General features: G+C 67.4%; 15 protein-coding genes. 7 read left to right on the forward strand and 8 right to left on the reverse strand.

The window, feature by feature from the left end:
* Positions 1-255: 255 nt before the first annotated feature.
* The gene (gene pyk, locus DYQ94_RS04135) at positions 256-1722 is read left to right on the forward strand and encodes a pyruvate kinase (RefSeq protein WP_024938169.1); all 1467 of its coding nucleotides are present in this window, start codon (positions 256-258) and stop codon (positions 1720-1722) included.
* Between the two features lie 292 nt (positions 1723-2014).
* Entirely contained in the window at positions 2015-3019 is a 1005-nt protein-coding gene (locus DYQ94_RS04140; protein ID WP_160954826.1) for a class I fructose-bisphosphate aldolase, read from the forward strand.
* Between the two features lie 162 nt (positions 3020-3181).
* Here the strand turns inward: DYQ94_RS04140 and DYQ94_RS04145 are convergent, their stop codons facing one another.
* From DYQ94_RS04145 to cobA, 4 genes are all read right to left on the reverse strand, one after another.
* Positions 3182-3721 carry an O-acetyl-ADP-ribose deacetylase gene (locus tag DYQ94_RS04145; protein ID WP_024938170.1) on the reverse strand — a complete coding sequence of 180 codons (540 nt, stop codon included), beginning with the start codon at positions 3719-3721 and terminating at the stop codon, positions 3182-3184.
* 199 nt (positions 3722-3920) lie between these two features.
* A complete protein-coding gene (locus DYQ94_RS04150) occupies positions 3921-4427 on the reverse strand; it encodes a methyltransferase family protein (RefSeq protein ID WP_104568064.1) in 507 nt (168 codons plus the stop codon).
* A gap of 240 nt (positions 4428-4667) precedes the next feature.
* Positions 4668-5627 carry a cysteine synthase A gene (gene cysK, locus DYQ94_RS04155; RefSeq protein ID WP_016902280.1) on the reverse strand — a complete coding sequence of 320 codons (960 nt, stop codon included), beginning with the start codon at positions 5625-5627 and terminating at the stop codon, positions 4668-4670.
* Positions 5628-5643: 16 nt separating this feature from the next.
* Positions 5644-6849, reverse strand: a complete 1206-nt coding sequence (gene cobA, locus DYQ94_RS04160) for a uroporphyrinogen-III C-methyltransferase (protein WP_160954827.1) — start codon at positions 6847-6849, stop codon at positions 5644-5646.
* A 163-nt stretch (positions 6850-7012) separates the two neighbouring features.
* On the opposite strand from cobA, the gene DYQ94_RS04165 reads away from it, so the two are divergent.
* Both DYQ94_RS04165 and DYQ94_RS04170 read left to right on the forward strand, forming a co-directional pair.
* Entirely contained in the window at positions 7013-7996 is a 984-nt protein-coding gene (locus DYQ94_RS04165; RefSeq protein ID WP_024938173.1) for a LysR family transcriptional regulator, read from the forward strand.
* Between the two features lie 279 nt (positions 7997-8275).
* Positions 8276-8557 carry a hypothetical protein gene (locus DYQ94_RS04170; RefSeq protein ID WP_104593870.1) on the forward strand — a complete coding sequence of 94 codons (282 nt, stop codon included), beginning with the start codon at positions 8276-8278 and terminating at the stop codon, positions 8555-8557.
* Between the two features lie 536 nt (positions 8558-9093).
* Here DYQ94_RS04170 and DYQ94_RS04175 read toward each other — a convergent pair.
* Complete coding sequence (locus DYQ94_RS04175) at positions 9094-10290, reverse strand: GAF domain-containing sensor histidine kinase (RefSeq protein ID WP_024938175.1); 1197 nt, start codon at positions 10288-10290, stop codon at positions 9094-9096.
* Between the two features lie 293 nt (positions 10291-10583).
* Here DYQ94_RS04175 and DYQ94_RS04180 point away from each other — a divergent pair, with 293 nt between their 5' ends.
* The 3 genes from DYQ94_RS04180 (at position 10584) to DYQ94_RS04190 (ending at position 14827) form a co-directional block, all read left to right on the forward strand.
* Positions 10584-11018, forward strand: coding sequence for a DUF2946 family protein (locus tag DYQ94_RS04180; protein ID WP_160954828.1), 435 nt, complete (start codon positions 10584-10586; stop codon positions 11016-11018).
* Positions 11019-11213: 195 nt separating this feature from the next.
* A complete protein-coding gene (locus DYQ94_RS04185) occupies positions 11214-13217 on the forward strand; it encodes a TonB-dependent receptor (RefSeq protein WP_160954851.1) in 2004 nt (667 codons plus the stop codon).
* Positions 13217-14827 (forward strand): PepSY-associated TM helix domain-containing protein, encoded by a 1611-nt coding sequence (locus tag DYQ94_RS04190; protein ID WP_160954829.1) that lies wholly within the window; start codon positions 13217-13219, stop codon positions 14825-14827. The genes DYQ94_RS04185 and DYQ94_RS04190 overlap by 1 nt, the downstream gene beginning before the upstream one ends.
* A 129-nt stretch (positions 14828-14956) precedes the next feature.
* Here DYQ94_RS04190 and DYQ94_RS04195 read toward each other — a convergent pair whose 3' ends face one another.
* The 3 genes from DYQ94_RS04195 to DYQ94_RS04205 all read right to left on the reverse strand — a co-directional run bounded on the left by DYQ94_RS04195 (position 14957) and on the right by DYQ94_RS04205 (position 19353).
* Positions 14957-15682, reverse strand: a complete 726-nt coding sequence (locus DYQ94_RS04195; protein WP_024940721.1) for a phosphoadenylyl-sulfate reductase — start codon at positions 15680-15682, stop codon at positions 14957-14959.
* On the reverse strand, positions 15679-17400 hold the full coding sequence (gene cysI, locus DYQ94_RS04200) for an assimilatory sulfite reductase (NADPH) hemoprotein subunit (protein WP_160954830.1): 1722 nt from the start codon (positions 17398-17400) through the stop codon (positions 15679-15681). Before cysI ends, DYQ94_RS04195 begins: the two co-directional genes overlap by 4 nt.
* A 105-nt stretch (positions 17401-17505) precedes the next feature.
* Positions 17506-19353 (reverse strand): assimilatory sulfite reductase (NADPH) flavoprotein subunit, encoded by a 1848-nt coding sequence (locus DYQ94_RS04205; RefSeq protein ID WP_160954831.1) that lies wholly within the window; start codon positions 19351-19353, stop codon positions 17506-17508.
* Positions 19354-19416: the final 63 nt, after the last annotated feature.

A 19416-nucleotide genomic window follows, 5' to 3' on the forward strand; every position in this document is an offset into this window, starting at 1 on the left:
CTTGCAGCATCCGCGCTGCGACGACCGCTCGCCGTCATCCGACCGCCGCTGCAACCCGTAGGACCTTCACCGCTGCCGCGTTAGGGTGGCAGCCCATAGCAACATCCCGCGGTGCGTCAGCGCGCTGCGGAAAGCGTACGTACTGTCCCGCACTGTCTTTAGGACATGCCGGAATACGAGGGTGGCTATGCCGCAATGCCATCCTCGGTAGGTGACGCGTGTGTTAAGTTTCGCGGCTTTTACAGGGAGGCCATCATGAAAGAACGTCAACGCCGCACCAAGATCCTCGCCACGCTCGGACCGGCGACGGATCCGCCCGGTGTGCTGGAAGCCTTGTTCAAGGCGGGCGTCAACGTGGTGCGCCTCAACTTCAGCCATGGCGACCCGTCCGGCCAGGCCAAGCGCGCGGCCGAAGTGCGCGCAGCGGCCGTGCGCGTCGGTGCCGAAGTCGGCATCCTGGCCGACCTGCCGGGCCCGAAGATCCGCGTCGAACGCTTTGCCGAAGGCAAGGTCAAGCTGACCACCGGCGAGCGTTTCGACCTGGTTGCCGACCCCAATGCGCCTGCCGGCGACCAGCACCAGGTCGGCGTCAGCTACCTCGGCCTGCCGCAGGACGTGGCCGCCGGCGACGTGCTGCTGCTGGACGATGGCCTGGTGCAGCTGCAGGTGGCCGAAGTGCAGGGGCAGCGCATCGTCACCACCGTGCTCAACGACGGCGTGCTGTCCGATCGCAAGGGTCTGAACAAGCAGGGCGGCGGCCTGTCGCTGGGCGCGCTGACCGAGCGCGACAAGGAGCTGATCGGCATCGTCGCCAAGATCGGCGTGGACTTCATCGCGGTGTCGTTCTGCCGCAACGCCGAAGACATGAATGACGCGCGCCGCATCGCCCGTCAGCACGGCTGCGATGCCGCGCTGGTGTCCAAGATCGAGCGCACCGAAGCGATCGAGAACCTGGTCGAAATCGTCGAAGCTTCCGACGTGGTGATGGTGGCGCGTGGCGATCTGGGCGTGGAAATCGGCGATGCCGAATTGCCGGGCCTGCAGAAGAAGATCATCCGCGAGTCGCTGGCGCAGAACAAAGTGGTGATCACCGCCACGCAGATGCTGCAGTCGATGGTGGAAAGCCCGATCCCGACCCGCGCCGAAGTGCTGGACGTGGCCAATGCGGTCATCGACGGTACCGACGCGGTGATGCTCTCGGCCGAGACCGCGGCCGGTGCCTACCCGGTGCGTGCGGTGGAAGCGATGGCGCGCATCTGTCTGGGCGCCGAGCGCCAGTTCGAGTTCGACACCGACTTCGAAGCGGCGCAACGCAATCTGCAGCGCGCCGACCAGGCGATCGCGATGGCGACCATGTTCCTGTCCGAGCACATCGGTCTGGCTGGCGTGGTCGCGTTGACCGAGTCCGGCGGCACGCCGCGGTACCTGTCGCGCTTCCGTTCCAACATGCCGATCTACGCCTTCACCCGTCACGATGGCGCGCGCCGCCACATGGCGATGATGCGTGGCGTGTTCCCGATCAGCTTCGACAGCCGTGGCCTGACCCCGCGCGAGGCCGCACGTGCGGCAATCCGCCTGCTGGTGGAGAACGAGCGCATGGGACCTGGCGACCGCGTGGTGTTCACCAGCGGCGAGCATATGGAAACCCACGGCGCCACCAACACGCTGCGTCTGCTGGAAGTGGGCGAAGACGGCCGCGCCAGCGGTCTGGGCGAGCTGTAACGCACGCCCTGCGCAGCGCGTGCGTCGTCGGTCGACACGCGCGCTGCATCCACATCGTTGCGTACAGACACAGCGGCGGCCTGCGGGTCGCCGTTGTGCTGTGCGGGACAGGGTCTGCGGTGCGAGTGCGCCCGCGGGGCACGCAGCCCGCAGCGTGCGCATCACGCTGGGAGCCGCGCCACACATCCGCCATGCCGGACACGTGTAATCGGTTGCAGGCATTCCGTGAAGGAATGTCTGCAACTTTCGTCGCTATACTTTCGTTCTCCCCCGCAGCTGCCACAGGAACTACATGAGCATCGAACAGCTTGCCGAAACCGCCCAGGCCATGGTCGCCCCGGGCAAGGGCATCATCGCCATCGACGAATCGACCAGCACGATCGCCAAGCGTTTTGCCAGCGTCGGCATCGAGAACATCGAAGAAAACCGTCGCGCCTACCGCGAACTGCTGCTGACCACGCCCAAGCTGAGCGACTACATCTCCGGCGCGATCCTGTTCGACGAGACCATCCGTCAGAAGACCAAGGACGGCGTGCCGTTCGCCGAATACATGACCGCCCACGGCATCATCCCGGGCATCAAGGTCGACAAGGGTGCGCAGCCGCTGGCCGGCATGCCGGGCGAGCTGGTCACCGAAGGCCTGGACGGGCTGCGCGCGCGTCTGGAGGAGTACTACACGCTGGGCGCACGCTTCGCCAAGTGGCGTGCGGTCATCAACATCGGCGAGGACATCCCGTCCGGCACCTGCATCGAGGCCAACTCGCATGCGCTGGCGCGTTATGCCGCGCTGTGCCAGGAGCAGGGCCTGGTGCCGATGGTCGAGCCGGAAGTGATCATGGACGGCAACCACGACATCGAGACCTGCTACGAGGTCACCGAAGCCACGCTGCGTTCGCTGTTCGGCGCACTGTATGAGCAGAATGTCGTGCTCGAAGGCACCATCCTGAAGGCCTCGATGGTCATCTCCGGCAAGGGCTGCGAAGAGCAGGCCAGCGTCGAGGAAGTGGCCGAGTCCACCGTGATGTGCCTGAAGTCGACCGTGCCGGCGATCCTGCCGGGCATCGTGTTCCTGTCCGGCGGCCAGACCGACGAGCAGTCCACCGCGCACCTCAACGAGATGCACCAGCTCGGCAACCTGCCGTGGCCGCTGAGCTTCTCCTACGGCCGCGCAATGCAGCAGGCCGCACTGAAGCTGTGGGTCAAGGACATGACCGGCAACTTCGCCAAGGCGCAGCAGGTCATCTATGAGCGTGCCAAGGAAAACGGCCTGGCCGCGCTGGGCAAGTGGAAGGGTTGATCGGCATGCCGGCCGCTTCATGGCCAGAGCACACCTAGCGAAAACGCCGGCAGCGATGCCGGCGTTTTTGTTTGTGTGGGTTGCCACGCGCCCGCACGACTTTCTAAACGCAACGAGCGCCTTGCGGCGCTCGTCATCTCCAACCTCTGCCTTGCACAGGCGTCAGGCGGCAGCGGTTTCCTGCGCAGCCAGCGCCTGCTGGTAGGCCTTGAACGTGGCCTCGTTGTAGGCCACCAGCACGATGTGCTTGGGCACCTTGTGCGAGCGCTGCCAGTCGCGCGTTTCGGTCACGGCGATGCGCGCGGCCTGGTACAGCGGATAGCCATAGATGCCGCAGCTGATGGCCGGGAATGCGATCGAATGCAGCATCATCTGCTCAGCCAGCTTCAACGACTGCCAGTAGCAGTTGGCCAGTTGCTCCGGCTCGTTGTGCTTGCCGTCGCGCCACACCGGGCCGACGGTATGGAAGACGTGCCGCGCCTTGAGATCGAACCCGTCGGTGATGCGGATTTCGCCGGTGGGGCAGCGCACGCCTGGACGCACCTGCGGCAATGCCTCGCAGGCCTGCAGCAGGCGCGGGCCGGCAGCGCGGTGGATGGCGCCATCCACGCCGCCACCGCCCAGCAGTGATTCGTTGGCGGCGTTGACGATGACGTCAACGTCGAGTTCGGTGATGTCGCCTTGCCAGACTTCGATCTTCATGGCGAGATAATTATGGGATTTGCATGAGGAACGCGTGATGGGGCGCGCGTTGCGGAACAGGCACGCTAGCGCCCATTCATCTCATCTGCTGCGATTGCCGGGAACGGCTGTGGCGGTCGTGCGGCGGGAAGCATGCGAACCCGCAAGCTGCGATCGATCCGCTCAATCGCCGAGCAGCGATGTCGCCACGATTGGCGACTTACAGCCAGCGCCGCACGCGTGCGCAATAGGCGCTGTATTGGCGGCCGAATTCGTTGCGCAGACGCGCCTCTTCGAATGGAATCACATACCGCTGCAGGGCCAGCCAGGGCAGCGGCAGCAAGACGACTGCCCACAGCAGGCCAAGCTGCAGGCACAGGCCCACATAGCTGAGCACCAGCGCCAGGTACATCGGGTTGCGGGTGAAGCGATACGGGCCATCGAGCACCAGCCGTGAGGGATGGCCGCTGGGCATGATGGTGGTGCGCCGGCGCGCGAACAGGATGAAGCAGCTCACCGCCAGCGCCAGCCCCAGACAGGCGATCACACCGCCGGCCAGCTCGATCCAGGCCAGTGGCGTCGGTGCAGGCAATGGCAGCTGCAGTGCGCTCTGCAGCCAGGCGCCCACGCCCAGGGCAAGCGCGAAGTGCGCAGGCGAGGTGATCTTGACCAGCCATGGCGCCCGCCACACGCGGGTGTCGCTGTATCCATACGGCCGGTTGCTCACGACGGTTCTCCCTGTGTCGGCCGCCATCCTAACGTTTCCTTGACGCGGAGGGGAGTATGCGCACGCCAGAGTCCGCCGCACGCGAACGAAAATCCACGCAGGCGTAGTGCCGCGACGTTGGCATGTTCGCGCCGGCACGCGGGAGCACACCGGGCAGCTGCGCAATGACTGGACGACCACAAACGCACAGGCCGCGCTGTGGGCGCGGCCTGTGCGTGCAAACCAACGCTGTGTGATCGGTCAGGGCAGACCGGCCAGCCAGTCGTCGTCGGAGCCTTCGTTGATGTCGGCAAACAGCGGCGTGGAGAAATAGCGCTCGCCGGTATCCGGCAGCATCGCCAGCACGACCGCACCGGGCACCGCGCTTTCGGCCACGCGCAAGGCGGTGGCGACGGTGGCACCGCCGGAGATGCCGGTGAAGATGCCTTCTTCGGCGGCCAGGCGGCGCGCCACGCTGATCGCGTCGGTGTCTTCCACGCTGAGCACTTCGTGGGCGACCTCGCGGTTGAGCACTTCCGGCACGAAGTCCGGGGTCCAGCCCTGGATCTTGTGCGGCTTCCAGTCCTGGCCCTGCAATAGCGCGGCGCCGGCCGGTTCGGTGGCGGTGATGCGCACTTCCGGGCGGGCCACGCGCAGCACTTCGCCCACGCCGGTGAGCGTGCCGCCGGTGCCCCAGCCGGTGACGAAATGGTCCAGCCGGTGGCCGGCGAAGTCGCGCAGGATTTCGGCTGCTGTGGTGTTGCGGTGATAGGCCGGATTGGCCGGATTGGCGAACTGGCTGGCCAGGAACCAGCCATGCTGCTCGGCCAGCTCCCTGGCCTTGCGCACCATGCCGCTGCCGCGCTCGGCGGCCGGGGTCAGGATCACCTTGGCGCCGTAGGCGCGCATCAGCTTGCGGCGCTCGATCGAGAAGGTTTCCACCATGGTGGCGACGAACTTGTAGCCGCGCGCGGCGGCCACCATTGCCAGCGCCACGCCGGTATTGCCGGAGGTGGCTTCAACAATGGTGTCGCCGGGCTTGAGCAGGCCGCGTTGTTCGGCATCGAGGATGATCGCCAGCGCCAGGCGGTCCTTGACCGAGCCGCCCGGATTGAACGACTCGACCTTGACGTACAGGGTCACGTGCTCGGGCGCGAGCCGGTTGAGTTTGACCACCGGGGTGCGGCCGATGGTGTCGAGGATGTTGTCGTACAGGGCCATGGGGTCTCCGTCGGAATCAGGCTGCGTGGGCGAGTGTGGGCGCGTCGGGCGTTGCGATGGGTGAGTGCGGGGGCGGCTGCGCGGTCAGCGGCGCTGCGCCGAACCAGTGCAGGCTGGCGGCCAGCCCGGCGACCTCGCCCAGGATCAGCAACGCCGGGGCGCGCACGGCGTGCTGCTGCGCGGTGGCGGCCAGGCTGGCAAGGGTGCCGGTGATCACGCGTTGCTGCGGGCGCGAGCCGTTTTCCACCAGCGCGAACGGGGTGGTGGGTGCGCGGCCGGCCTGCAGCAGGCGTTGCTGGATGCCGTCCAGGCCGGCCACGCCCATGTAGAACGCCAGGGTCTGGCGTTCCTGGCCAAGCGCCTGCCAGTCCAGCGTGTCCAGCGAATCCTTGCAGTGCGCGGTGATCAACCGCAGCGATTGCGCATGGTCGCGGTGGGTGAGCGGAATGCCGGCATAGGCGGCGCAGGCGATCGCGGCGGTGATGCCGGGAATGACCTGGAAGCCGATGCCGTGGTCGCGCAGGAATTCCAGCTCTTCGCCGCCGCGGCCGAACACGAACGGGTCGCCGCCCTTGAGCCGCACCACGCGGCGCCCGGCGCGCGCGTGCTCGCGCATCAGTACGTGGATCTGCTCCTGGCGCGTGCTGTGGCCCTGGGCGGCCTTGCCGACTTCCACGCGCAGCGCGTCGCGTCGGGCCAGTTGCAGGATCTGCGGGCTGACCAGGCGATCGTAGAGCAGCACATCGGCCTGCCGTAGCGCGCGCAAGGCATGCCGGGTGAGCAGGCCGGGGTCGCCGGGGCCGGCACCGACCAGGGTCACGCTGCCGGGCGAGAGCCGGCCGACCGCGGTGCGTGGCGCCGGGGACCGTGCAGGTGGCGCTGCCGACGCGGCGGGCGCGGCGTCGTGGGTAAGCAGGCGGCGTGCGCTGGCCGCAGTACGCAAGGCATCGTTGAGGTCCGGCGCGGTGCTGGCGGCGATGGTGAGCCAGACCGGTTGATCGGGCAGCTCCAGCCATGCCGGCTCGAACCGTCCCACCAGCCAACGCAGCCGCCCGGCCTGCGCCCAGTCGCGCAGTTGCGGGCTCAATTCCAGCGCGCCGACCAAGGGGACGGCGCCGGCCTGCAGCAGCGCAGAGGTGGCGTGCTCGGCCTCGGCGCCGCCGCCGATCACCAGGACGGCACGGCCACGCAGGTCGGCAAGAAGCGGAAACACAGAGGGCACGGCCAGCGCATCGAGAGGGGAGGGCCAGACCGTAACGCCGGCATATAGCGGTCGGAAATGACTTCATACACCCTGAAAATAGCGTTCGGTTATAAGCTGGCCCGCAGAACTCCTCTACAGTCGAGTCCTTCGTGGCGCCTCGCGCTTTTTTGGATATAAGCCCATGACGCTGACCCAACTTCGCTATCTGGTCGCCATCGCCGATGCCGAGCTCAACATCACGCTCGCCGCCGCGCGTGTGCATGCGACCCAGCCCGGTCTGTCCAAGCAGCTCAAGCAGCTGGAGGACGAACTGGGCTTTCTGCTGTTCGTGCGCAAGGGGCGCAGCCTGGATGCGGTGACGCCGGCCGGCGTGGAAGTGATCGAGCGCGCGCGCTCGGTGCTGTCGGAAGCCAACAACATCCGCACCTACGCGGCCAACCAGCGCCGCGAGAGCCAGGGCCAGCTGACCCTGACCACCACCCACACCCAGGCGCGCTTCGTGCTGCCGCCGGCGGTGGCGCAGATCAAACACGCCTATCCGCAGGTCAGCGTGCACCTGCAGCAGGCCGCCGAAAGCGCGGCGCTGGATCTGCTCAGCCAGGGCGATGCGGATATCGCAGTGGTCAGCACCGCCGGCGGCGAACCGAGCGCCGGCATCGCGGTGCCGCTGTATCGCTGGCGCCGGCTGGTGATCGTGCCGCGCGGCCATGCGCTGGATCAGGCGCGCACCGCGCCGGACATGCAGGCGTTGTCGCAGCACCCGTTGATCAGCTACGAATCCTCCACGCGGCCGGGCTCGTCGCTGCAGCGCGCGTTCGCCCAAGTCGGGCTGGAGCCCAGTATCGCGCTGACCGCGCTGGATGCGGACCTGATCAAGACCTATGTGCGTGCCGGGCTGGGCGTCGGGCTGGTGGCGGAGATGGCGGTCAGCGCCAGCGACGAGGACCTGCGCGCCTGGCCGGCACCGGCGCCGATCGCCGAGTGCATTGCCTGGGCAGTGCTGCCGCGCGACCGCGTGCTGCGTGACTACGCCCTGGACCTGGTGCACGTGCTGGCGCCGCAGATCGACAAGCGCGACCTGCGCCGCGTGCTGGACGGCAACCAGGCCCCGGCCTGGCCGCTGCCGCCAACCTGGGAATCGCTGACCCAGACCATTACCAGCTGAGCTGGCTGCCGAAGACTGCAGCGCGCATCGAGCACGCTTGCTCATGACGTCTGCGGTGTTTGCGAGAGGGCTTCGGTCACTGAGGGGCGCCTGCACGCGTACCGGCATGGGACACGCCGCAAGTACGTCCACGTAGCAACTGTGCAACTGCGTCATGCTGGAGGTCAGTGTGCGGAATCGATGACGACTGTCCGTACACTGCGACCTGCGCGCCGGGCGTACCGATTCCGCTTGGCTGCGCGCGCGGTCCCTGTTCGCCACTGTGAGGCACTGCCACCGATGACCGAGCCACTGCGTCCACCCCTCAGCCGGCTGTGGTCGCCCGACCAGGACGGCGGCATGGCCTTGCAGCTGTCGGCACGCGTCGAGGGCCGCGAGCATGCGGTACTGACGGTGCTGGCCGATTCCCGGGACGAATCGTTGTGGGTGGAACTGCAGGCCGATGGCACCCAGGTGCAGATTCCGCTGGCGGTGCTGCGCCAGCTGCTGGAGGTTGCGGCGGAAGAGGTGCATTCAGCGGACTGGTTCGCGCGCCAGGATGCGGCCGATTCCGGGTTCTGAGACAGCCTGCGAACGCACATCGGAATGCTGCGCTGCAGCGTCCGCTTTCTAGAAAAACTTTCTTCTATCAATCACTTGGGAAGCGGCGCGCGCTCGCCAAAATGCGCGCTGTCGGTGATTCTCCCTACAGCTGTCAGGGCCGTGGCGGCGGGGTGGTGTGGCCGCATCAAGTTGCGCCCTGCGCTGTCGTAAATCCTTATAGCAACCATCACGCGACACTCTCGGACGTCTAGGGGTGGACGGCGCAGGACCGGCGATGCGGCACATCGCATCGCCGGTTTGTCTGTCGGTGTCGTCAAGCGGTTGCTAGCGCTGTCGCACCACCATTGCGCGAGGCTGCGCAATGGTGCGACTGGCGCACCCGGGTCCCTGGGGAGAGACCTGGCGTGCTTGGCGGCGGATCCGGGTCGGGAGCCCGGGTCCGCCTTTTTTTGCGTGGCATCGGCTGCATGGCATTGCCGGTCTGCGCAATGCCGGCAAGCAGCGCCCACCTGCTGCGCAGACTCGGTCTGGCCCTGCGCTACCGAGCTCGCTGGTCAGGCCAGCGGAATGCGTACCGAAAAGCAGGTGCCGCCGCCCGGGCGTGGGCGCACATCCACTTCGCAGCCCAGGGTCTCGGCGGTGCGGTGCACGATCCACAGGCCGATGCCCAGCCCGTCGCTGCGCGGGTCGGCCTGGCGGAAGGCCTGGAACACCTGTTCGGGGTGGTCCAGGTTCAGGCCGATGCCGCTGTCGATGATTTCCACCACCGCGTGGCCGGGGCGACGCCGGACGCCGACCAGCACGCGTCCGCGTTCGGTGTACTTGACCGCGTTGCCGATCAGATTGCCGAGCAAGGTGGTCAGCAGCGTGGGATGGCTGCGCACGCGTAGCGAGGTGGGCACGTGGCGCAAGGCCAGGCACTTGTCGATCGCCGGTTGCCGCCACACACCCAGCACCGAATGCAGCACATCTTCCAGCGCCAGCGGCTGCAGATCCGGCGTGGCGGTCTCGCTGGCGGCCGCCAGGGTGGCCAGCTCGTCGAGGTTGCGCGCCACCAGATTGATCGCATCGCGCGCGGTGACCAGGGTCGGCACCGAATCGACATTGGCATGCCGGCGCATCTTGTCGATGGCGTAGGCGGCGGTGCGCAGCGGGGTCTTCAGGTCGTGCCCGGCGATGGCCATCAGGCGACTGCGGTAGCGGTCGGATTCTTCGGCCACCTGCAGCGCGCGGCGCAGTTCCAGCTGTGCCATGGTCTGGCGTGCGAGTGCGCGCAGCGCATCGACCTGTTCGGCACTGAGCTGGCGCGGCTGGCGGTCGAGCACGCAAACCGTGCCCAGCGGCAGACCTTCGCTGGTCTTGAGCACGGCGCCGGCATAGAAATGCAACGGCGCCTCGCCGGTCACCAACGGATTGCGCGCGAAGCGGACGTCCTCGCGGGTGTCCGGCACCACCAGCACGTCGCTGTCGAGCAGCGCATGCGCGCACATCGACTTGAACAGCGGCGTCTCGCGCTCGCCCATGCCGCGTTCGCTCTTGAACCACTGCCGCTCGGCATCCACCAGGCTGATCAGCGCGATCGGCGTCTGGCAGATGATCGAGGCCAGCCTGGTGATGTCTTCGAAGGCGGCCTCGCGCGGCGTGTCGAGGATGCCGTAACTGCGCAGCGCCTGAAGGCGCAATGCCTCGCTCGGCGGCTTGGCAGCACAGGGAAGGGGCTCGGCCGCTGGGTCGGACAGGACGGTGCTCATGCGCGCGCAGGTGGATGGATGACGTATAAGCATAGGGCATGCCAGGGCCTGCCATGTGCGCGCTGTCACGTCCACTGCTGGAACTGTGACTACCGACCTCGACAACGGTCGTGCATCGACCCTTCAGGACTTCGTCTGTACTCGCGTCTGCGCGCCTGCAGGGTGCCTGATCGGTAGATTCCGCCACTGCTCAGCCTGGCGGGCAAGGCGGCCGTTGCCGATGGGTGCGACATGCGGTCGCGCACCGGCCGCCACCATCGCCCCTACGGCATGCGGCGGCTTACACTTGCGCAATGCCTTCGCTCCGCCGCCACCCTTGCCGGCACTTGCTTGCCTGTCTGGCGGTGCTGCTGATGCTGGTGGCGCCGCTGGTCAGCCGTTGGAGCCAGGCGCAGTCGCCCGAGCCGATGTGCATGAGCGGGCCGGTGCTGGACACGGGCGGTTCGCTGCGTGCGGACCATCAGGCCCTGCCGGCGCAGACGGCCGCGCACCATCACGACGCCGCTGCATCGCCCGCCAAGCCGCACACCGGCGAACACGCAGGCGCGCATGGTGAAGCCTGCGATTACTGCGTGCTGGCCGCGCGCCTGCTGCCGTGGCTGGCGTTGCTGGTGCTGTGCCTGCTGCAAGCGCGGCCGGCGCCGGCGCCGGTGCACAGGCAGGTGCGCGCAGCATCGATACTGCGCTGGGCCGCACTCGGGGCACGTGGGCCGCCGCTGTACGCGTGAGTCTGGCCCCATCGCGGGCGTCCGTTGCGTTGTAGCGATTGCGTGCCCGATCTTCCGGCGCGCCCGCACGCAGTTGCATGGACGACCCGCTCTCCTGAAGTGATGCCTGTGCCCGCTGTGTTGCCGCGGCGCACGGCGGTGTTGCCGTGCCGGCACGGCGAAGGGTTGGTCATGCGGTTGCGATTATTGAAAACGCTGTGGTATGCGCCATCGTTGGCGCTGGTGTGGGGGCCTGCCTGCACTGTGCAGGCGCAGGATGCGGCATTGACCCTGGGCAAGGTGCAGGTGAGCGCGCAACCCCAGCGCAGCCCGAGCACGGCACGCGTGCTGAGTTCGGTGGATGTGATCGGTGGCGAGCTGCTGCACGATCAGCACGTGGACTACAGCTGGGAGCTGTTGATGCGTGCGCCGGGCGTGCAGGTCACCCAGTTCCGCATGGGCACCGATGCGGGGCGGTTCTCGTTCCGTGGTTTCAATGGCGAGGGGCGCATCAACGCGGTGAAGCTGCTGATCGACGGCATCCCCAGCAACGACAATGCCGGCGGCATGCCGTATCTGGATGCGGTGTTTGCGCAGGACATCAGCGCGATCGAGATCGTGCGCGGCACCAACGACGCACGCTACGGTCTGCATGCGATCGCCGGCAGCGTGGATGTGCTGACCCGTACCGGCGGCAACGATGGCCGCCTGAGCGTGACGGCGGGCAGTTTCGGTGCGCGCGAGGTGCAGTTGGGCAAGGGCTTCGAACATGGCGCATGGAGCCAGAACTATGTGCTGGCCTGGCGCGATTCCGATGGTTATCGCGAACACGCCGACGCGCGCAAACGCAGCGTGGCCGGCAAGTGGTTCTATACCGACCCCGATGGCGGCTTCCGTGCCGGGCTCACCACGCGTTACTACGACAATCACGCACTGGAAGCCGGCTATCTGGATGCGGCCAGCGCACGCGCGGCGCCACGCAGTTCGCCGGCGTATGCGCAGGACGATCGCAGCGAACGCCAGCTGCGGCAGACCGCGTTGCACGCGGACGGCACGCTGGGCGCAGCTGCGCAGTGGAGCGCCAAGGCCTACCAGAACGATTACCGCAATCGGCGCTGGGTGCGCTTTTCCGCAGCCGGCCTGCAGCAGGAACGCGATACCGACGAGACCCATCGCGGCCTGCTGTTGCGCGGCAACTGGCAGCCGGATTGGGGCGCGCTGGCGGCCAATCTGGAAGCCGGCGTGGATGCGCAGTGGCAGGACAATCAGTCGCAGCGCTACCGCACCGTGGCACGGGTGCGCGGCGCGCAATTGCGCGATTGGGATTACGACCTACGCACGCGCGGGGCCTACGTGCAGGCGGTGCTGAGCCCGATCGAGCGGCTGCAGCTGGTGCCGGGCTATCGCATCGACCGTGTCGATGGGCAGCTGCACGATGTGCGTGCCGGCATTTACGCACCGACGTACGACTACGGCACCATCAAGCAGCCCAAGTTCAGTGCCAGCTACCGGCTGGCTGGGCAGAACAGCGTATATGCGAACTGGGGGCGCAGCTTCCAGATCGGCAGCGGCGATGGCGCGTACCGGCGCCAGCCGGCAAATCTCGGCCCGTCGATCAACGACGGCTGGGAGGCCGGGTTCAAGTTCGCGCCATCGGCGGTGATGGACGGCCGCCTGGCGTATTGGGAGCAACGCGCCTCCGGCGAAGTCGCCACCATCCTGGGCGTCAATGGCGTGGCCGGTGTCGGCGATGTGGCCAATGTCGGGCGCACGCTGCGGCGCGGCTGGGATGCGCAACTGAACCTGCAGCCGGCCGAGCACTGGCGGGCCTGGATGTCGTACTCGCGGCAGAAGGCCAGCATCGCCACGCCGGACCCGAGTGCGCCGACCACGCGCGGCAAGGAGATCGAAAACGTGCCGCACTGGCTGGCTACCGCCGGGCTGGAATGGCAGCTCACCGCGGCGGTGCAGCTGAGCGCCTGGGGCAATGCGCAAGGCGATTACTATCTGGAGCGCAGCAATACGCTGGGGCGCACCGGTGGCTACGCCCTGCTCAATCTGGGCGCGCGCTGGAACCTGGACGCACGCAACGCGCTCAGCCTGCAGCTGCGCAATGTCACCGATCGCGCGTACGTGTATGCGTGGTACGACACCGGTAGTTCCGGCTATTCGCCGGGCGATGGACGTGCGTTGTCGCTGTCCTGGGACTGGAGCTTCTGATGGGCGCAATCATGGGCGATGGCCGCGTCACCGATCCGCGCCGGAATGGCCGCTGGCGCTTTTATCGCGCGGTGTGGCGTTGGCACTTCTATGCCGGGTTGCTGGTGCTGCCCTTCATCATCTGGCTGGCGCTGACCGGTGCGGCGTTCCTGTACCAGGAGGCGATCGACCGCAGCGTGCACCATGGCTTGAAGGTGGTGCCGGTGGGCGAGCTGCGGGTGTCTGCGCAACGCCTGGTCGATGCGGCGCAGCGCAGGTATGGCGGCAGCTTGTTTCGTTACACCACGCCCACACGCGCCGATGCCAGTGCCGAGATCGGGCTGGTCGACACGTACGGTGTGCGGCAGGTGGTGTATGTCGACCCGTATCGCGCACGCGTGCTCGGCGTGCTGCCCGAGCGCGGCACCCTGGCCTGGACGATTCGCCGGCTGCACAGTCTCGAGTTGATCGGGCCGTTTGCGCGCGGCTTGATCGAAATGGCGGCGGGCTGGGCGATCGTGCTGGTGCTGACCGGTGTGTATCTGTGGTGGCCGCGCGGGCGCCGCGGCGGGGTGGTCAGCGTGCGCGGCACGCCGCGGCAGCGGCTGTTCTGGCGCGATCTGCATGCGGTCACCGGTGCCGGCGTCGGTGCAGTGTTGCTGTTCCTGGCGCTGACCGGGATGCCGTGGTCGTGGCTGTGGGGCGCGCAGGTCAATCGCTGGGTCAACGGGCAGGACTTCGGGTATCCGGCCGGTGTGCGGGTGCAGCAGCCGATGTCGCAACAGCGTTTGTCCGAGACGACCGATCCGGCATGGTCGTTGCGGCAGGCGCGTGTGCCGGAGTCAGCGGTGCCTGGGCGTGGAGCCGCGGGGGTGGATGAGGGTCTGCATGACGGGCGGGTGGGTGTGACGCTGGCGGGTGCGGAACATTCAGAACATTCAGAACATTCAGAACATTCGGAACATTCGGAACACGCGGAACACGCGGAACACGCGGAACACGCGGAACACGCGGAACACGCGGAACAGCCAAGCCGGTCAGAACATGCGGTGCAGTCGGAACATGCCGCACACGGCGGCACCGGCAACGTCGCTGCGCCCGGTCACGGTGCCATCGGGCTGGATGCGGCGATGGCGCGGTTCGATGCGCTCGGCATCGTGCCGGGCTACAGTGTCTCGCCACCGCGTGGCGCCACCGGGGTGTATACCGCCTCGGTCTATCCGGCCGACCTGCAGCGCCAGCGCGTGATCCATCTGGATCAATACAGCGGCGCGGTGCTGCTGGACATGCGCTACCGCGATTACGGGCCAGTGGGGCGCGCGCTGGAATGGGGCATCAACGTGCATCTGGGCCAGCAATACGGCACTGCCAATCAGGTGATCCTGTTGCTGGCCTGCGCGGCGATCGTGCTGCTGTGCGTGAGCGCGGCGGTGATGTGGTGGAAGCGTCGCCCGGTCGGCGGCCTGGGCGTGCCGCCGCTGCCGGCCGATCCGCGCACGCTGCGCGGTCTGCTGGTGCTGCTGGTGATCTGCGGGCTGATCTTCCCGCTGGTCGGGGTGTCGTTGTTGCTGATGTGGCTGTTCGACCGCTACTGGATGCAGCGCAATCAGGCACCTGTTCCCGTGCCATGAGCACGTGCGCGTCACCTCAATGCGCTGCGGACGCGCCGAGGCAGAGACGCGCCCGGCAGTGTGCCCACCGGCAAACTCGACGCGTAGTGGTGCAGGCCCGCTTCGTAATGAGCGCGCGCTGCGCCGCGCTCAGATGTCCTCGTGGATGCCGCATTCGCGCTTCAACCCGAAGAAGCGCGTGTCCTCCTCGCGCATGCCCGGCTCCCAGCGGCGTGTGGTGTGGAAGTCGCCGATGGACACGTAGCCTTGTTCCCATAGCGGGTGATAGGGCAGGTCGTGCGCCTGCAGGTATTGCCACACGTCGCGGTCGGTCCAGTCGGCGATCGGGCTGACCTTGTAGCGCTCGCCGCGCTTTTGCACGATCGGTGTCTGTGCGCGGCCGCCGGACTGGCTGCGGCGCAGGCCGGTGAACCAGGTGCCTACGTTGAGCTCGTCCAATGCGCGGCGCATCGGTTCGACCTTGCGCAGGTTGTTGTACTGGTCGATGCCGACCATGCCCTGTTCCCACAGGCGACCGTGGCGCGCTTCCATCCAGGCACGGCTGACCAGCGGGCGATAGACCTTGAGGTTGAGCTTGAGCCGGTCGGCCAGCGCGTCGGCAAACCGGTAGGTTTCCGGGAACAGGTAACCGGTATCGATCAGGATCACCGGAATGTCCGGGCGCTGTTGGGTGAGCAGATGCAGCGTGACCGCCGACTGCGCGCCGAAGCTGGACGACAGTGCCGCCTCCTGCGGGCCGTGTTGCAGTGCCCAGGCCACGCGCTCGTCGGCGCGCAGGCCTTCCAGTTGCGCGTTGAGCGCGTCCAGGTCGTCCAGCGCGGACGCAGTGATCGATGCAGCGGGCAGCGCGGTCATGCGAGCAATTCCAGGTCGAGGTGACGGTGTGTGGGGTAGGGCGGCAGCGCGATCAGGCCGCTGCGATGCAGGAAATCGCCGAAGCCTTCGTCGCCGGCCTGATCGCGTTCGGCCGCATAGCGCGCCAGCAGCGGTTCCAGTGCGGCGAGAATGTCCGCTTCGGTGATGTTTTCGCGGTACAGCGTGTTCAGGCGCTGGCCGCGGCGGTCGCCGCCCAGCATCAGGTTGTAGCGGCCGGGTGCCTTGCCCACCAACGCGATCTCGGCCAGATACGGGCGCGAGCAGCCATTCGGGCAGCCGGACAGGCGCAGCACGATCGGGGTGTCGGCCAGCCCGTGTTGCTCCAGCACCGGCTGCAGGGCCGCGCTGAAATCGGGCAGGTAGCGTTCGGCCTCGGCCATCGCCAGCCCGCAGGTCGGCAGCGACACGCAGGCCATTGCGCCGCGTGCCAGCGCGGTGGGCGCGCGATTGCCGGCATCCAGGCCGTATTGCGCGACCAGGGCATCGACGCGCGCGCGCTCGCTGGCCAGCACGCCGGCGATGACCAGGTTCTGGTTGGGCGTCATGCGGAACTGGCCGACGTTCAATTGCGCAATCGCGCGCAGGCCGCTTAGATGCGCAGCGGTGTCGGTATCGGCAATGCGCCCGGCAGGCAGGGCCAGGGTCAGATGCGACAGACCATCGTCGCCCTCGACCCAACCGTAGCGATCGCCGTTGTGCTCGAACGCGAACTGCCTGGCGGGTTGCAACGCAAAGCCGGCACGGCGTTCGATCTCGGCCACGATGGTGTCCAGGCCGTGATCGTCGATGGTGTACTTGAAGCGCGCGCGCTTGCGCACCGCACGGTTGCCCAAGTCGCGCTGGGTGGTGACCACGGCGGTGGCCACCTCCAGCAACTGATCGCGGGTGACGAACCCGACGACATTGGCCACGCGCGGCCAGGTTTCCGCATCGCCATGGCTGGCGCCCATGCCGCCGCCGATGCTGACGTTGTAGCCGAGCAACTCGCCGTCGTGCAGGATCGCGATGAAGCCCAGGTCGTTGGCGAACACGTCCACATCGTTGAGCGGCGGCGCGGCGAAACCGATCTTGAACTTGCGCGGCAGATAACGGTCGCCGTAGATCGGCTCTTCTTCGTTGCCGGAGCCTGACACGCGCTCTTCGTCCAGCCAGATCTCGTAATACGCACGGGTATTGGGCAACAGGTGCTCGGACACCCGCGCGGCATCGGCATACAGCGTGGCATGCGCCTGCGACAGCAGCGGATTGGCCGCGACCTGCACGTTGCGATTGACATCGCCGCAGGCGGCCAGCGTATCGATCAAGGTGGCGTTGATCGCCTGCATGGTCGCCTTGAGCTCGCGCTTGATCACGCCATGGAACTGGAACGCCTGGCGCGTGGTGATGCGCAGCGAATGATTGGCGTACCGCGTGGCGATGCCATCCAGTGCCAGCCACTGCGTGGGCGAGATCACCCCGCCCGGCGTACGGGTGCGGATCATGAACTGGTACGCCGGTTCGAGCTTCTGCCGACGCCGTTCATCGCGAATGTCGCGATCGTCCTGCTGGTAGCTGCCGTGGTACTTGATCAGGGTCTGATCGTCCTCACGCAACGCACCGGTCACCGCATCGGCCAGGCTCTGTTCCAGCGACCCGCGCAGACGGCGACTTTCGGATTTGATGTCTTCGACGGAGTGGCTCATGACGGGATTCGGCATTGGTGATTGGGGATTGGCAAAAACAAACAAGCAGCAGCACGACAACAACCAGACCCGGGGAACCCGCAGTTACGAATCCCTAATCCCAACTCCCCAATCCCGGCACTAATAGACATCACGCGCATACCGCCCCTCCACTTGCAGCTGGGTGAGATACGCCGCGGCGGCTTCTGCATCCACGGCGCCGTGGGTGGTGACGATCTCAAGCAGGGCGGCGTGCACGTCCTTGCCCATGCCGATGGCGCCGCATACGTACAGATGCGCACCGCCCTGCAGCCAGGCGTAGACCTCGGCGCCGCGTGCGCGCAGGCGGTGCTGCACGTAGATCTTTTCGGCCTGGTCGCGCGAGAACGCGACTTCCAGTGCGTGCAGTTCGCCGCGCTGCAAGGCCTGTTGCCATTCGGCCTGATACAGGAAATCGGTATTGAAATGCTGCGCGCCGAAGAACAGCCAGTTGCGGCCCCTGGCGCCGGTTTCGGCGCGCTCCTGTACGAAGCCGCGGAACGGCGCCACGCCGGTGCCCGGGCCGATCATCAGGATGTCGCGATCGGTATCGGCCGGCAGCCGGAAGCGCGTGTTCGGCTCGATGTAGACCGGTGCGGTATCGCCTTCGCGCAATGCGGCCAGAAAGCCGCTGGCCGAGCCCAGGTGCGCATGCCCGTGCGCCTGGTAGGTGAGTTCGTCCACCACCAGGTGCACTTCCTCGCCCACGCGCTTGCGGCTGGAGGCGATCGAGTACAGGCGCGGGGTGAGCGGACGCAGCGCGGCCAGCAGGCCGGCATGGTCCCAATCCGCCGTCCAGCGTCGCAGCACGTCGATCAGCTGGTGATCGGCAAGCAAAGACGCCAGGCCGGCGGTCTGGGTCGGGGCGAGCAGCGCTTGCAGCTCGTCGGCGCGCGCACGCTCGGCATGTGCGGCCAGCAGCGGCCGCGACAGCTTGGTCAGTTCGCGCCGGGTGGCCAGCCACTCGTGCAGGGCCAGAGTCTCTTCGCCGACGGTGACCGCGGCATGACCATCCAGACGCAGCGTCTCCAGCACCGCATCCACCAGCGCCGGCGGATTGCGATGGCGGATGCCTAGCGCATCGCCGGGCTCGTAGCTCAGCCCGCTGCCTTCCAGCGAAAATTCTAGATGGCGCACGCGCTTGCTCGGCAAGGCGTAGACGCGGAACTGCGGGCCCTTGAAGTCGCGCCCGCTGACGATCTGGTTGGCCAGCAATTCTGCAGGGAAGGGCTGCTGATGCGACCACACCGGTGCGGCTGCACTGCTGCGCAACGGCGTGATGGTGGCCGATGGCGGGCCGCTCCTGAGCTGCTCGCGTGCATGCTTGAGCGCCTGCGTGCGCCAGGGCGCAGCGACACTATCGATATCCAGATCGGCTTCGCCGCGTGGCTGCACGCGGCTGCCGCCAAGTTCGGCCAGGCGATCGTCGATGCGGCGTGCGATGCCGCAGAAATCGGCGTAACTGGAGTCGCCCAGGCCAAGCACCGCGTACTTGAGCTCGGGCAGCTTGGGCGCGCGGCGGCTGGCCAGGAATTCCACCAGCCCGATCGCATCGTCCGGCGGGTCGCCTTCGCCCTGGGTGCTGATGACCACGTAGAGCAGTCGCTCGCTGGCCAGTTCGCGGGTGGGGTACTGGTCGGCACGCAACAGACGCACGCTCAGTCCGGCGGCCTCGGCCTCGGCCGCCAGTTGCTCGGCTTCCCGGCGTGCATTTCCGGTCTGGCTTCCGTACAGCACGGTCAGGCGCTGGCTTTCTTGCGTCGGCGCGTGCGGCTGGCCGCCCGGCAACACCGCCAGCGAGCGCGGCGGCTGGCCTTGTGCCAGCCCGGCGGTGTAGCCGGACAGCCACCACAGCGATGCGGCATCCAGGCCGTCGACCAACCGTTCCAGCAGCGCCTTGCGCTCGTCGGGCAAGGGGCTGGGCGGTAGCGCGGAACTGGCGGCGGTCATTCGGATCCAGGGCGGTTGATGAGACCAGTGATGGTAGGGAAGCGTTGCCGCGGCCAGAAAGGA

Origin of the sequence: Xanthomonas sp. LMG 8993, from assembly GCF_009835065.2 — a bacterium.
Lineage (GTDB): Bacteria > Pseudomonadota > Gammaproteobacteria > Xanthomonadales > Xanthomonadaceae > Xanthomonas > Xanthomonas arboricola.

What these genes read in the sequence shown, in the direction of transcription:
- DYQ94_RS04165 (WP_024938173.1), top strand. Translation starts at nt 7,013, where the DNA reads ATGACGCTGACCCAACTTCGCTATCTGGTCGCCATCGCCGATGCCGAG.
- DYQ94_RS04145 (WP_024938170.1), bottom strand. Translation starts at nt 3,721, where the DNA reads ATGAAGATCGAAGTCTGGCAAGGCGACATCACCGAACTCGACGTTGAC.
- DYQ94_RS04170 (WP_104593870.1), top strand. Translation starts at nt 8,276, where the DNA reads ATGACCGAGCCACTGCGTCCACCCCTCAGCCGGCTGTGGTCGCCCGAC.
- DYQ94_RS04195 (WP_024940721.1), bottom strand. Translation starts at nt 15,682, where the DNA reads ATGACCGCGCTGCCCGCTGCATCGATCACTGCGTCCGCGCTGGACGAC.
- DYQ94_RS04205 (WP_160954831.1), bottom strand. Translation starts at nt 19,353, where the DNA reads ATGACCGCCGCCAGTTCCGCGCTACCGCCCAGCCCCTTGCCCGACGAG.
- DYQ94_RS04140 (WP_160954826.1), top strand. Translation starts at nt 2,015, where the DNA reads ATGAGCATCGAACAGCTTGCCGAAACCGCCCAGGCCATGGTCGCCCCG.
- pyk (WP_024938169.1), top strand. Translation starts at nt 256, where the DNA reads ATGAAAGAACGTCAACGCCGCACCAAGATCCTCGCCACGCTCGGACCG.
- DYQ94_RS04175 (WP_024938175.1), bottom strand. Translation starts at nt 10,290, where the DNA reads ATGAGCACCGTCCTGTCCGACCCAGCGGCCGAGCCCCTTCCCTGTGCT.
- DYQ94_RS04190 (WP_160954829.1), top strand. Translation starts at nt 13,217, where the DNA reads ATGGGCGCAATCATGGGCGATGGCCGCGTCACCGATCCGCGCCGGAAT.
- DYQ94_RS04180 (WP_160954828.1), top strand. Translation starts at nt 10,584, where the DNA reads ATGCCTTCGCTCCGCCGCCACCCTTGCCGGCACTTGCTTGCCTGTCTG.
- cysI (WP_160954830.1), bottom strand. Translation starts at nt 17,400, where the DNA reads ATGCCGAATCCCGTCATGAGCCACTCCGTCGAAGACATCAAATCCGAA.
- cysK (WP_016902280.1), bottom strand. Translation starts at nt 5,627, where the DNA reads ATGGCCCTGTACGACAACATCCTCGACACCATCGGCCGCACCCCGGTG.